Genomic DNA, 12489 nt, shown 5'->3' with positions numbered 1-12489 from the left:
ACAGCATAATGCTCTGCGCCTGCACGGCACGCATGGAAGACGCATGCAGCGGCACCGGGCGTCCGGGTTCCATGCCGCTGCTGGGATATATTACAGAGCATGCTTTACTTCAGCGTTCCGCTCGGCAAGTTCGTCCGCCGGGTCTCCCGGCTCAGGGGCGGAGGCTCGGCCCTCCCCGGGCTTGTGGTCGAAAAAATCGACCCCGATTTCATGCGGCGGACGCTGTCCACGCTGCCGCTGGGGGTCGCCGTCGTCAGTGGCACGAACGGGAAGACCACCACCACCAAGATGGTCGTGGAACTGCTCGAGAGCCAGGGACTGAAAGTCTTCACCAACCGCACCGGCAGCAACTTCACCCGCGGCGTGGCCGCGGCGCTCCTGGGCGAAGTCGACTGGCGGGGCCGGCTCGATGCCGACGTCGCGGTCCTGGAACTGGATGAGGCGCATGCCGTCCACTTCGTCAACAAGGTCCCGCCGCGGTACAGCCTCCTGCTCAATGTCCTCCGCGACCAGCTGGACCGGTTCGGCGAGATCGACAAGACCGCCGAACTGCTCCAGCACATCGCGTCCAAGACCACCGGGACCGTGGTCCTGAACCGGGAAGACCCGCGCGTCGCCCGGATCGCCCAGACCCTGGACGGGCCGGAGGTGCTCTACTTCGGGCTCGACGATTCGCTGCTGAGCACCTTCCCCAACGACGACGACATGCGCGCGGCCCCGGGCAGCCCGGTGCCGGCCGCCCCCGCCCGGCCCGCCGCCGACGTCGTGTTGCGCCGCGTGGGCGCCGACGACGCCGATTTCGAGTACGACGGCGCGACGGTCACCACGGGGATGAAACTGCGCGGCGTCTACAACATCTTCAATGCCGCCGCCGCGCTGACCCTGGCCCGCGGCGTCTCCGGCGCCCGCGGCACCGGGACCGACCAGGCCGGCCTGCTCACGGCGCTGTCCAAGGTGGCGCCGGCGTTCGGCCGCGGCGAAAGCCTCGTGGTCGATGGCCTGCCGCTGGAACTGGTCCTGGTCAAGAACCCCAGCGGTTTCCGGCTCGGCCTCAAATCGTTCCCCGCCGCCGGGTACGCCACGATGATCGCGATCAACGACAACTACGCCGACGGCCGGGACATGTCCTGGCTGTGGGACGTCGAATTCGACACGCTCCGCGACGGCGGCGTGGACCAGCTCACGGGCTCCCGCGCGTATGACATGGCGCTGCGGCTGCAGTACGACGACGTCGCGATCGGCGCCGTCGACACGGACATTGCGCCGGCACTGGCAGCGTTCATCCGCGGCGGCGAGGGCAAGCCGAAGAGGATCTTCTGCACCTACACGGCCATGCTGGCCATCCGCCGCGAGCTGTCCAAAATCACCACAGTGGAGGTGGTCTCATGACCCCCGCGTCCCCCGCATCCCCCGAAACCCCGCACGAGCTGTCCTTCGGGCACGAACTTCCGCCCGAAGATTCCGCGGCCCCCAGCAAGGGAACCATCCGGGTCCTGCAGCTCTACCCGCGGGACATGAACATTTACGGCGACTGGGGCAACGCCCTGGTCCTCGCGCAGCGCCTGCGCTGGCACGGCTACACGCCGGAACTGCTCGAGTACAACGTTGGTGACCCGTTCCCGGCAGATGTGGACCTGATTGTCGGTGGCGGCGGACAGGACAGCGGACAGCTCGTCATCCAGGACGACCTCCTCTCGCGCGAGTCCACCCTGAAGCAGATGGCCGACGAGGGCACCCCGATGCTCGTGATCTGCGGGCTGTACCAGCTCTTCGGGAAATTCTTCAAGACCCGGCTCGGGTCGGTCCTTCCGGGCATCGGCATCCTGGACGTGGAAACCCACGGCACCGACGAGCGCCTGATCGGCAACGTCACGGTCTCCTCCCCCGAATTCGGCAACATCCTCGGCTACGAAAACCACAGCGGCCAGACCACACTGGGACCGGGCGTCGAACCGCTCGGGACGACGGCCAAAGGTACCGGCAACAACAGCACGGACGGCCAGGAGGGAGCCCGCTACCGCAACATCGTTGCGAGCTACCTGCACGGCTCGCTGCTGCCCAAGAACCCGGCTCTCGCGGATTTCCTGATCCGGACCGCCGTCGAACGCAAATACGGCAGCTTCACCCCGGGCACGCCGGATGACTCCTACGCGGTGCTGGCGCGGGAACACGCCGCCCGCCGGCCCCGCTGACCCAGGTGGCAGGCGCCGAGGGCGGCACGGTCCGGATTGGGCGCGACACCCCGGAGCGCGAGGACGTCCTGCGGCTCCTGGGCGAACACCTCGCCGACATGTACGCGACCTCCCCGCCGGAAAGCGTCCACGCCCTTGATCCTGCCGCCCTGGCCGGACCCGGCATCAGCTTCTGGACCGCCCGGCAGGACTCCCGGCTCCTGGGCTGCGCGGCGCTGAAACACCTGGCTCCCGGCGACGCCGAGATCAAGTCAATGCGCACCGCGAATGCAGCCCGCGGGCGCGGCGTTGCGTCGGCGCTGCTCCGCCACCTCCTGGCCGAGGCCCGGCACAGCGGCTACGAACGCTTGTTCCTGGAGACGGGGAGCCAGGAGTTCTTCGCCCCCGCGCGGCGGCTGTACGAGCGGCACGGCTTCACGGACTGCCCGCCGTTTGCCGGCTACGAAGCCGACCCCAACAGCGTCTTCATGTCCCTGCTCCTGGACGCCGGGTAGCTGCCCGGCAGCCTTCCATGGGCCCCGCCTGCCGTCATCGGCTCCGGACGAAAGCCAGGACATCGCGCGGCACCCGCCGGCTCGATCCTGCCCGGATATGCCCCCATCGCTCGTAGACGATCAGGGTGCAGTCTGGAATCAATTGCGCGGTCTCCTCCGCAACCGTCCTCGGGAAGAACGCGTCCCGGCCGCCGCAGAGCAGCAGGACGGGCGGACGAATGAGCGGCAGTACCGCCCGCGCATCAAACGCGAACTCGGCCCGCGCCTCCGTCAGGACGTCCGCGGCGGGGCATCCGGAGGGGTCCAGCACGCGCCGGCCGACGACAGGTCCCAGCAGTTCCCGCAGCCAGCGGGTCCGCGGCCCCGGTAAGAGGTACTCGGCCAGGACCGTCCCGGCGCGGCCTGGGTCTCCGGCAGCGACGGCGGCGGCCATCCGCTCGTCCACGTCCTTGCCCCACGCGCTCAGTTCGGCCGCCGTGACCACCATCGCGATGTGCCCGAAGGACTCGGGATGGCGGGCGGCCAGGTACTGCCCGATCATCCCGCCGAATGACTCGGCCACCACCAGGCCGACCCGGCCGCCGAACTCCTCGGCGATCAGCTGGGCGTAGTCGTCGGCCATGTCGGCGCTGGTGTGCGACGCCGGCATGTTCCGCCGGCGGGTGACAACCCAGATGGCGTACCCGGCCTCCTGATAGGCGGCAAACTCCCGCCGGAACAGTCCGCGCAGCACCCCCTGGGGCACGAAGCTCCCCGGTCCGCCCTGGACGAACAAGAGCGTCTTCGGGCCCCGGCCCCACGTCAGGTATTCCATCCCGTTGCTGAACGTACCGCTCCGGGATTCCCGATCCCGCCGGTTTACCCGGGCCATGGCGCCGGCCTACGGTGTTATCTGCGGCGTCGGCTGTGGCTGCCGCAGCAGCTCCGCGAACTCCGCCGGCCGGGATGCCGGCCACCAGTGGCCGCTGTCCACCCGGATCACCGTGAGGTCATCCACCCAAGAATCCAGTCCGTCCACGAGGCCCGGCGACAGGAAGGAATCCTTCAGCGGCACCACCACCTGGACGGGCAGCGTCACGCGGCCGCCGGCCGGCCAGTTCACCGCCGAGAAGAAATTTGCGCGGTAAAGGGCCAGGCCGCGGATGGGATCATCGCCGACGTCGCGCTTGGCCATCTGCCCGTAGCGTTTCGTGAGGAAGAGGCGCCAGGCGGCCTCCGGCAGCTTCGGCACAAGGAACGCGGCGATGTACCAGCTGCGGGCCAATTGTCCGGCCAGCTGCGGCCACGCCCGGGGACGTGCATACCGGCTCCGCACCCAGCGGGCGAAGTGCCGCAGGTCCGGGCCCGAGATGGACGTGTACCGGCCGATCAGGCCCACGGCCCTGGGGTCCTGGACGGCGGCCCAGCCCTGGATCGAGCCCCAGTCATGGCCCACAAGATGGACGTCCGCGGCGCCGACGGCGGCCAGCACGGCGGACATGTCATCCACGAGCGTCTTCAGGGTGAAGTCCCCGGGGAGGCCGACGACGGCGGACGCGCCCGCGTTCCGGGTGTCGTAGGCGACCACGTGGTGGCTTCGGGCCAGATCACGGATGGCCGGCAGGAAGACCTGATGATCGTCCGGATAGCCGTGTACCAGCAGCAGCGTCGGCACTTCCGGTCCCGGCTCCCTGCCATACTCGAACACTGCAAGCTCAGCCCCGCTGGACGCGACGGTGCTCCGCCGTTCGTTGATAATCTCCATGCTGCCCAAGCTTAGGACCCCGGGGTGAGAATAAGCTCATGGGCGCCCGCCGCCGCGGCGCCCATCGACTCCAGCACGGCCGCGGTGCGCCGGCGCGTGGCTGCGTCCGCCGCCGTTCCGGCGCAACGGCCCTGCGGCGCGTCGGCCGCCACCGAACACCAGCGGTAGGGTCCGCGGACCATCACCGACGGCGCCCAGGCCAGGTCCGAGGCGGCCCAGGACCCGGACGCGTCCTGGCTGAACTGCACCCGGACCAACAGGCCCTCGTTGTTGACCACGAACGACGGCGAGAGCTCGGTGATGCCGTTGCCGAGCCCGTACACAATCCAGGTTCCCTTGTACTTTTCGATCGGCAGCACCGAATGGCTGTGGTGGCCGTAGATCAGGCTGAACAGGCCGCTGTCCACGAGCGCATGGGCGACGTCGCGCTGCTGGGTGTTGGGCTCGGCTGAGTACTCCTCCCCGGCGTGCATGACCCCCAGCACAATGTCCGCGCCCAAAGCCCTGGCCTTGCGTGCTTTGGAAATCATGGCGTCGGGATCGAGCAGGTCGACCTGCCAGGGCTGCTCGGCGCGCAGCCCGTTGAGGCCATATGCGGCATCAATGACGGCGATTTTGGCCGCGGCGGTCTGCAGGATCAGGATGCCCTGGGACTCTGCCTCGGTCCGGTACGAGCCCGTGTGCCGGAGTCCGGCGGCGTCGAGGGCGTCCAGGGTACGGACGAGTCCCGCGGTGCCGCGGTCAACGGTGTGATTGCTGGCGGTCGTGCAGGCCTGATAGCCCACGCCGCGCACGGCGGTGATGATCTGCGGCGGAACGTTGAAGGAGGGATACCCGGAGAATGGTCCGTCCGGGCCGGCCACCGGGGTCTCCAGATGGCAAATCGCCACGTCGCTCTGCTCGATGTAGCGCCGCTGGCCCTCCAGCAGCGGCCCGAAGTCCAGCCCCGTCGCGCCGGCGGCGCGGGCGTCCTCGCGGGCCTGCTGCCAGAGCTGGGGGTGGACCAGCATGTCCCCGGTGACGAGGACGGAGGCGCACCGGGCGGCCGCACAGCCTGGCCCCTTCCCGGGCGTCGGCGTCGGCGTCGGCGTCGGCGTCGGCGTCGGCGGCGGGGTCGGAGTCGGGGTGCCCGACGGCGGCTGGGTAACGTCGGACGTTCCCCCGGTGCCGCCGGCCGTGGGACCCGGGGGGTTATCCGGCCCGGCGAGGAGTCCGCAGGATGCCAGCATCGACCCGAGAACAACGGCCGTTGCTGCGGTCAGGATCCGGCCCCGCGGCCTCGCGGTCGTGTTCTCCATGCCGCTCATCCTATGGTGGGCGGCATCACAACACACGGAGCCGATCGTTGAGAAGCGGCCGCCTGCATGAAAGAGTCATTTCATGACCAATCCCCTCCTGAGCCCCAGCACCCTGCCCTATGGACTGCCACCGTTTGCGGATATCGACGACGCGCACTACGCCGAGGCCGTCGAGGCCGGCCTGGCCGAGCACCTTGCCGAAATCCAGGCCATCGTGGACACCCCGGCGGCCCCGACCTTCGAAAACACGGCCCTCGCCATGGAACGCTCCGGCCGGCTCCTGGACCGGGCCGCCGCGTCCTTCTTCACGCTGGTGTCCGCAGACGCCTCAGACACCATCCGCGACCTCGAGACCCGCCTGTCCCCGCTCTTCGCCGCCCACCAGGACGCCGTCTACCTCAACCGCGGGCTCTACGAACGCTTCGCGGCGCTGGACGCAACGGTCCTGGACGCGGAGTCCGCCCGGCTCGTGGAGGAATACCTCAAGGAGTTCCGGGCCTCCGGCATCCAGCTCGACGACGCCGGCCAGGAGCGCCTCAGGGACGTCAACGCCGAGCTTTCCCGGCTCGGCACCGAGTTCGGCCAGCGCGTCAAGGAGGGCATGAAGTCCGCTGCCCTGCTGCTGGATGACGCCGCCGACCTCGCGGGCCTGCCCGCCGACGACGTCGCCAGCGCCGCCGAGGCCGCCCGGACCGCCGGGCACGAGGGAAAGTTCCTGCTGACCCTGATCCAGCCGAGCAACCAGCCTGCCATGGCCGCGCTGGCGAACCGGGAAATCCGCCGTCGCCTCTACGAGGCCTCCATCGGCCGCGGCAGCGACGGCGGAAGCTTCGATGTGCTCGACCTGGTCAAGGACATGGTCCGGCTCCGCGCCGAGAAGGCCAGCCTTCTCGGGTTCGCGAACTTCGCCGAACTCAGCGTGGACCGGCAGACTGCACCGGACTTCCAGGCCGTCCAGGCAATGATGAGCCGGCTGGCCCCCGCAGCCGTCCGCAATGCCGACGCAGAGGCCGAGGCGCTGGCCGGGGCCGCCGGCCACCCCCTCGAGGCCTGGGACTGGGCGTATTACTCGGCCAAGGTCAAGCGGGAGCGGTATGCCGTGGACGAACAGGCCCTGCGCCCCTACTTCGAGCTGGACCGGGTTTTGAATGATGGCGTGTTCTTCGCGGCAAACGCCCTGTACGGCGTCACCTTCCACGAACGCGCCGACCTCGCCGGCTACCACCCGGACGTGCGCATCTGGGAGGTTAAGAATTCCGACGGCACGGACCTGGGCCTTTTCCTGGGCGACTACTACACACGGGAGACGAAGCGCGGGGGCGCGTGGATGAATTCCCTCGTGGAGCAGTCAGGGCTCTTGAACACCCGACCTGTGGTGATCAACAACCTCAACATCTCCAAGCCGCCGGCCGGCGAGCCCACCCTGCTGACGCTGGACGAGCTCCGCACCACCTTCCACGAGTTCGGCCACGCCCTGCACGGCCTGTTTTCCGCCGTCACCTATCCTCGGTTCTCCGGCACGAACGTGCCGCGGGACTTCGTGGAATACCCTTCGCAGGTCAACGAAATGTGGATCATGTGGCCCGAAGTCCTGGCCAACTATGCCCGGCACCACGCCACCGGCGAACCCCTGCCGCAGGAGACCGTGGACAAGCTCAACGCCGCCCAGCTCTGGGGCGAAGGCTTCGGCACCACGGAATACCTCGGCGCTGCCCTGCTGGACCTGGCGTGGCATGTCCTGGATGGGTCCGACATCCCGGATGACGCCGTCGAGTTTGAAGCGAAGGCGCTGGCCGCGGCCGGCGTGGCGCACAACCTGATCCCGCCGCGCTACCGGACCGGCTACTTCCAGCACATCTTCGCGGGAGGCTGGTATGCCGCCGGCTACTACTCCTACATCTGGAGCGAGGTCCTGGACGCTGACACCGTGGAATGGTTCAAGGAAAACGGCGGCCTCAGCCGCGCGAACGGCAATTTCTTCCGCGCCGAACTGCTTTCCCGCGGCAACAGCCGGGACCCGCTGGAGTCCTTCCGCGCCTTCCGCGGCCGGGACTCGGATCTCGGGCCGCTGCTGAAGCGCCGCGGCCTCGACTAACCCCCGCAGAACGCAAACGACGCCGGGCGGTCACCTAGGAAGGTGACCGCCCGGCGTCGTCGTTCAATCAGAAGCGCAAGGCGAAGGGCGGCGTGATCCGGCAGCGTGCGTAAAAGGGGCCCCGCGCCCCGGGCAGCCGCTCAGCTGCCAACAGGGCGCGGGGAATAGCACGCAGAGGATCAGCGCCGTCCGGCGCCGCCAAAGGCGCGAACGTTACCAGCCGCGCTCGGCGAGGCGGTGCGGCTGCGGGATCTCGTCGACGTTGATGCCGACCATGGCCTCGCCCAGGCCGCGGGAGGCCTTTGCGATCTCGTCCGGGTCGTCGTAGAACGTGGTGGCCTTCACGACGGCGGCGGCACGCTGGGCCGGGTTGCCGGACTTGAAGATGCCGGAGCCGACAAACACGCCGTCGGCGCCGAGCTGCATCATCATCGCGGCGTCGGCCGGGGTGGCGATGCCGCCGGCGGTGAACAGCACCACCGGGAGCTTGCCGGTCGCGGCAACTTCCTTGACCAGTTCGTACGGGGCCTGCAGCTCCTTGGCCGCGACGTAGAGCTCGTCCTCGGCCATGCCGGCGAGCTTCTTGATCTCGGCACGGATCTGGCGCATGTGCGTGGTGGCGTTGGAGACGTCCCCGGTGCCGGCCTCGCCCTTGGACCGGATCATCGCCGCGCCCTCGTTGATCCGGCGCAGGGCCTCGCCCAGGTTGGTCGCACCGCAGACGAACGGAACGGTGAAGTTCCACTTGTCGATGTGGTTGGTGTAGTCCGCCGGGGTCAGGACCTCGGACTCGTCAATGTAGTCCACGCCGAGGGACTGCAGCACCTGCGCCTCGACGAAGTGCCCGATCCGGGCCTTGGCCATAACGGGCACGGACACGGCCGCAATGATCTTGTCGATCATGTCGGGATCGGACATGCGGGACACGCCGCCCTGGGCGCGGATATCGGCCGGAACACGTTCCAGCGCCATCACGGCCACGGCACCGGCGTCTTCGGCGATGCGGGCCTGCTCGGCGTTGACGACGTCCATGATGACGCCGCCCTTGAGCATCTCAGCCATGCCGCGCTTGACGCGGCTGCTGCCCGTGACGTTCTTCGCGGACGCGCCGGCTTCGCTGCTTACATCAGGTGTAGACACAAAAACCCCTATGGGTAGATAGATGACCTCGCCGGGGCGCGGACGGCACGTTCATGCCGTGTCTCGCACACACCGGATTACCGGATCCATTGGCCGGTAAAGCTAATACTATCCCCCGGCCGGGGCGCGGCAGAATTCGGGTTACAGCAGTCGAATCTCGCGCGGGGACAGGGATTCGGCGCGGCCGCCGGGGTGCCGCCTGGCGCTGTCAGGCGGGACGTTCCGTGGCGGTACCTTCGGGTTCCGCCAGCGACTGGCGGTGCACTGTCACGATGCGCTGGATCACCGTCACCAGGCTCGCTGTCGCGAGAAGGCACAGCGTCACGAAGAGCACCACAGGGGTCAGGCCCAGTCCGGTGAGCCCCGTGACCACCAGCACGGACACGAGGCGCTCGGCGCGCTCGGCGATGCCCACGTTGGCGTGGAAGCCCAGGGCCTCGGCCTTGGCCCGCGCATAGGAGACCACCATGCCGAGCACCAGGCAGAGAATCGCGGCGACGGCGACGGCCGGGTTGGCGCCGCCGGTGAAAAACCAGACGGCGACGCCGGCGAACAGGGCGCCGTCGGCCACGCGGTCAAGGGTGGAGTCCAGGAAATTGCCCCACCGGCCGCCGCGGTGCTGCATCCGGGCCATGATGCCGTCAATAACGTCGGAGAAAATGAACGCCGTGATGAACACGGTCCCCCAGAAGAGCTGCCCGAGCGGGTAGAACACGAGAGCGCCGATCACGACGCCGAGCGTGCCGACCACGGTCACGGCGTCGGGAGAGACCCCGATCCTCAGCAGCCAGCGGGCAACCGGGGAAAACAGGGCGGTGAAGAAGCCCCGGGCGTGCCTGTTAAGCATCCTTCTCCCCCGCTGTGTCCTGCGGCGCGGGCATTTCCTGCGGCCATGCGTCGGCGACCTGCTGACGGACCTCTCCGAGGGTCTGCGTGACCGCCTTGGTCTGGGCAATGATGGGGAAGAAATTTCCGTCACCGCCCCAGCGCGGCACCACGTGCTGGTGCAGGTGGCCGGCGATGCCCGCCCCGCCGGTGACGCCCTGGTTCATGCCCAGGTTGAAACCGGAAGGGTTGGCGACTTTGCGCAGCACCCGCATGGCCGTCTGGGTCAGTTCGGCAAATTCTGCCGTTTCCTCGACCGTGAGGTCCGTGTAGTCCGGGATGTGCCGGTAGGGGCAGACCAGCAGGTGGCCCGGGTTGTACGGAAAGAGGTTCAGCACCACGTAGCTCGTCCTTCCCCGGTAGACGATCAGGGAGTCCTCATCGCCCCGCTCGGGCGCGGCGCAGAACGGGCAGTCGTCCGGGTTCTTGAACTGGTGCTGGCCGCCCTTGATGTACGCCATCCGGTGCGGGGTCCACAGGCGCTGGAAAGCGTCCGGGACCCCGGCCAGGCTGAAGTCGTCCGTCACGGCGTGGTCGCCCGGATACTCCGGCCCGGCCCCTGTGGTTTCCTGCACGCGCTGCCCTTCCGTCTGCCTAGCTGGTCCGGTTTCGGACAGCGTCGACGATCCGCTGTACGGCCTCGGACACGGGCACGCCGTTGTCCTGACTGCCGTCGCGGAAGCGGAAGGACACGGCACCCGCCTCGGCATCGTCCCCGCCGGCGATCAGCACGAACGGGATCTTGTCCTTGCTGGCCGTGCGGATCTTCTTCGGGAAACGGTCCGAGGAGATGTCCACCTCGGCGCGGATACCGGCCGCCTTGAGCTGGTCCACGACGTCGAACATGTAGTCGTTGAAGGCTTCCGCCACCGGGATGCCCACCACCTGCACCGGTGCCAGCCAGGCGGGGAAGGCACCGGCGTAGTGCTCGGTAAGCACGCCCATGAAGCGCTCCACCGAGCCGAACAAGGCACGGTGGATCATCACGGGCCGCTGCCGGGTGCCGTCGGCGGCCTGGAACTCAAGCTCGAAGCGTTCGGGCAGGTTGAAGTCCAGCTGGATGGTGGACATCTGCCAGGTGCGGCCGAGCGCGTCCTTGGTCTGGACGGAAATCTTGGGGCCGTAGAACGCGGCTCCGCCCGGATCCGGGATGAGCTCGAGCCCGGAGGCTTCGGCTACTTCGGCGAGGGTGCGGGTGGCTTCGTCCCAGGTAGCGTCGTCGCCCACGAACTTGTCTTCGTTTTTGGTGGAGAGCTCGAGGTAGAAGTCGTCCAGGCCGTAGTCCTTGAGCAGGCCGAGGACGAAGTTCAGCGTGGTGGTGAGCTCGTCCTTCATCTGCTCGCGGGTGCAGTAGATGTGGGCGTCGTCCTGGGTCATGCCCCGGACGCGGGTCAGGCCGTGCACCACGCCGGACTTCTCGTAGCGGTAAACCGAGCCGAACTCGAAGAGCCGCAGCGGCAGTTCGCGGTAGGAGCGGCCGCGGGACCGGAAGATCAGGTTGTGCATGGGGCAGTTCATCGGCTTGAGGTAGTAGTCCTGGCCGGGCTTGCGGACCGTGCCGTCCTCGTTCAGCTCCGCGTCGATGTGCATCGCCGGGAACATGCCCTCCTTGTACCAGTCCAGGTGGCCTGAGACTTCGTAGAGGTGGCCCTTGGTGATGTGCGGGGTGTAGACGAAATCGTAGCCGGCATCGACGTGACGCTGGCGGGAGTAGTCCTCCATGGCCTTGCGGATAATGCCGCCCTTGGGGTGGAAGACCGGCAGGCCTGAGCCGAGCTCATCCGGGAAGGAGAACAGGTCCAGCTCCGCGCCGAGTTTGCGGTGGTCGCGGCGCTCTGCCTCGGCAATGCGCTCCTGGTAGGCCTTGAGCGCGTCCTTGGTGGGCCAGGCGGTGCCGTAGATGCGCTGCAGCTGCTGGTTGTTCTGGTTGCCCAGCCAGTAGGCGGCCGAGGAGCGGGTCAGGGCAAAGGCGTTGGAGATCAGCTTGGTGTTCGGCAGGTGCGGGCCGCGGCACAGATCGCACCAGATGCTGTCGCCGCTCTTGCGGTCCACGTTGTCGTAAATGGTGATGTCGCCGGCGCCGACCTCGACGTTGACGCCCTCGCCGGCCTCGGCGGCGTCATTCTTCCTGCCCAGCAGTTCGAGCTTGTAGGGCTCGTCCTTCATCGCTTCGCGGGCCTCGTCCTCGGACACCACGCGGCGAACGAACTTCTGGTTCTGGTTGATGATCTTCTGCATCATCTTTTCGAGCTGGCGGAGGTCTTCCGGGGTGAACGGTTCCGCGACGTCGAAGTCGAAGTAGAAGCCGTCCGTGATGTAGGGGCCGATGCCGAGCTTGGCGTCGGGGCGCAGCTGCTGCACGGCCTGGGCCATGACGTGGGCCGTGGAGTGGCGCAGGACGTTGAGCCCGTCCGGGGAATCAATGGTGACGGCCTCGACATTGGCGTCCTCGGGAAGGGGCTGGTCCAGGTCCTTCAACTCGCCGTTAACGCGGGCCACAACGACGTCGCGGCGCTCAAAGAAGAGTTCCGCGCCGGTGGTCCCGGTAGTCACCTTGGTCTCTTCGCCGTCGACGAGAAGGGTGATCTGCTGGGCATCTGACACGGGTGTCTCCTATTCAAAGTTAAGGCTTCGTAGCTTG

The 12489-nt window shown here is 68.1% G+C and carries 11 protein-coding genes; 4 read left to right on the top strand and 7 right to left on the bottom strand.

The annotated features are described in order from the left end of the window. Window positions 1–99 precede the first annotated feature (99 nt). Genes AC1DDH_RS01190 through AC1DDH_RS01180 form a run of 3 tightly spaced genes read left to right on the top strand, consistent with a single transcriptional unit; the run spans window position 100 to window position 2686 of the window. The gene (locus AC1DDH_RS01190; protein ID WP_476954683.1) at window positions 100–1389 is read left to right on the top strand and encodes a MurT ligase domain-containing protein; all 1290 of its coding nucleotides are present in this window, start codon (window positions 100–102) and stop codon (window positions 1387–1389) included. Continuing rightward, window positions 1386–2192: a type 1 glutamine amidotransferase gene (locus AC1DDH_RS01185; RefSeq protein ID WP_476954682.1), complete on the top strand. Its 807-nt coding sequence runs from the start codon at window positions 1386–1388 to the stop codon at window positions 2190–2192. The genes AC1DDH_RS01190 and AC1DDH_RS01185 overlap by 4 nt, the downstream gene beginning before the upstream one ends. Window positions 2193–2197: 5 nt before the next feature. Continuing rightward, window positions 2198–2686, top strand: a complete 489-nt coding sequence (locus AC1DDH_RS01180; RefSeq protein WP_476871607.1) for a GNAT family N-acetyltransferase — start codon at window positions 2198–2200, stop codon at window positions 2684–2686. 34 nt (window positions 2687–2720) lie between these two features. On the opposite strand, the gene AC1DDH_RS01175 is transcribed toward AC1DDH_RS01180, so the two are convergent. The 3 genes from AC1DDH_RS01175 to AC1DDH_RS01165 form a co-directional block, all read right to left on the bottom strand. After that, window positions 2721–3500, bottom strand: a complete 780-nt coding sequence (locus AC1DDH_RS01175; RefSeq protein ID WP_476954681.1) for an alpha/beta fold hydrolase — start codon at window positions 3498–3500, stop codon at window positions 2721–2723. A 66-nt stretch (window positions 3501–3566) separates the two neighbouring features. Next, window positions 3567–4430: an alpha/beta fold hydrolase gene (locus tag AC1DDH_RS01170; protein ID WP_476954680.1), complete on the bottom strand. Its 864-nt coding sequence runs from the start codon at window positions 4428–4430 to the stop codon at window positions 3567–3569. 11 nt (window positions 4431–4441) lie between these two features. Next, window positions 4442–5728, bottom strand: coding sequence for a CapA family protein (locus AC1DDH_RS01165; protein ID WP_476954679.1), 1287 nt, complete (start codon window positions 5726–5728; stop codon window positions 4442–4444). A gap of 82 nt (window positions 5729–5810) precedes the next feature. Here AC1DDH_RS01165 and AC1DDH_RS01160 point away from each other — a divergent pair, with 82 nt between their 5' ends. After that, window positions 5811–7823, top strand: a complete 2013-nt coding sequence (locus AC1DDH_RS01160) for a M3 family metallopeptidase (RefSeq protein ID WP_476954678.1) — start codon at window positions 5811–5813, stop codon at window positions 7821–7823. 213 nt (window positions 7824–8036) lie between these two features. Here AC1DDH_RS01160 and pdxS read toward each other — a convergent pair whose 3' ends face one another. The 4 genes from pdxS to thrS form a co-directional block, all read right to left on the bottom strand. After that, window positions 8037–8963: a pyridoxal 5'-phosphate synthase lyase subunit PdxS gene (gene pdxS, locus AC1DDH_RS01155; protein ID WP_026266390.1), complete on the bottom strand. Its 927-nt coding sequence runs from the start codon at window positions 8961–8963 to the stop codon at window positions 8037–8039. A gap of 208 nt (window positions 8964–9171) precedes the next feature. After that, window positions 9172–9810: a phosphatidylinositol phosphate synthase gene (pgsA, locus tag AC1DDH_RS01150; RefSeq protein ID WP_223916731.1), complete on the bottom strand. Its 639-nt coding sequence runs from the start codon at window positions 9808–9810 to the stop codon at window positions 9172–9174. Next, on the bottom strand, window positions 9803–10423 hold the full coding sequence (locus AC1DDH_RS01145) for an HIT family protein (protein WP_476849327.1): 621 nt from the start codon (window positions 10421–10423) through the stop codon (window positions 9803–9805). Before AC1DDH_RS01145 ends, pgsA begins: the two co-directional genes overlap by 8 nt. A 19-nt stretch (window positions 10424–10442) precedes the next feature. Then, window positions 10443–12452 carry a threonine--tRNA ligase gene (gene thrS / locus AC1DDH_RS01140; RefSeq protein ID WP_476954677.1) on the bottom strand — a complete coding sequence of 670 codons (2010 nt, stop codon included), beginning with the start codon at window positions 12450–12452 and terminating at the stop codon, window positions 10443–10445. Between the last annotated feature and the right edge of the window lie 37 nt (window positions 12453–12489).

It is taken from the genome of Arthrobacter sp. 10T425 (genome assembly GCF_056393985.1).
Note: the sequence above shows the minus strand (reverse complement) of the source record. Positions and strands in the feature narration are given on the sequence as shown.

Bases quoted from the DNA above. Each gene is read 5' to 3' on its own strand.
- AC1DDH_RS01190 (WP_476954683.1), top strand. From the start codon at position 100: ATGCTTTACTTCAGCGTTCCGCTCGGCAAGTTCGTCCGCCGGGTCTCC.
- AC1DDH_RS01185 (WP_476954682.1), top strand. From the start codon at position 1,386: ATGACCCCCGCGTCCCCCGCATCCCCCGAAACCCCGCACGAGCTGTCC.
- AC1DDH_RS01175 (WP_476954681.1), bottom strand. From the start codon at position 3,500: ATGGAATACCTGACGTGGGGCCGGGGCCCGAAGACGCTCTTGTTCGTC.
- AC1DDH_RS01170 (WP_476954680.1), bottom strand. From the start codon at position 4,430: ATGGAGATTATCAACGAACGGCGGAGCACCGTCGCGTCCAGCGGGGCT.
- AC1DDH_RS01165 (WP_476954679.1), bottom strand. From the start codon at position 5,728: ATGGAGAACACGACCGCGAGGCCGCGGGGCCGGATCCTGACCGCAGCA.
- AC1DDH_RS01160 (WP_476954678.1), top strand. From the start codon at position 5,811: ATGACCAATCCCCTCCTGAGCCCCAGCACCCTGCCCTATGGACTGCCA.
- pgsA (WP_223916731.1), bottom strand. From the start codon at position 9,810: ATGCTTAACAGGCACGCCCGGGGCTTCTTCACCGCCCTGTTTTCCCCG.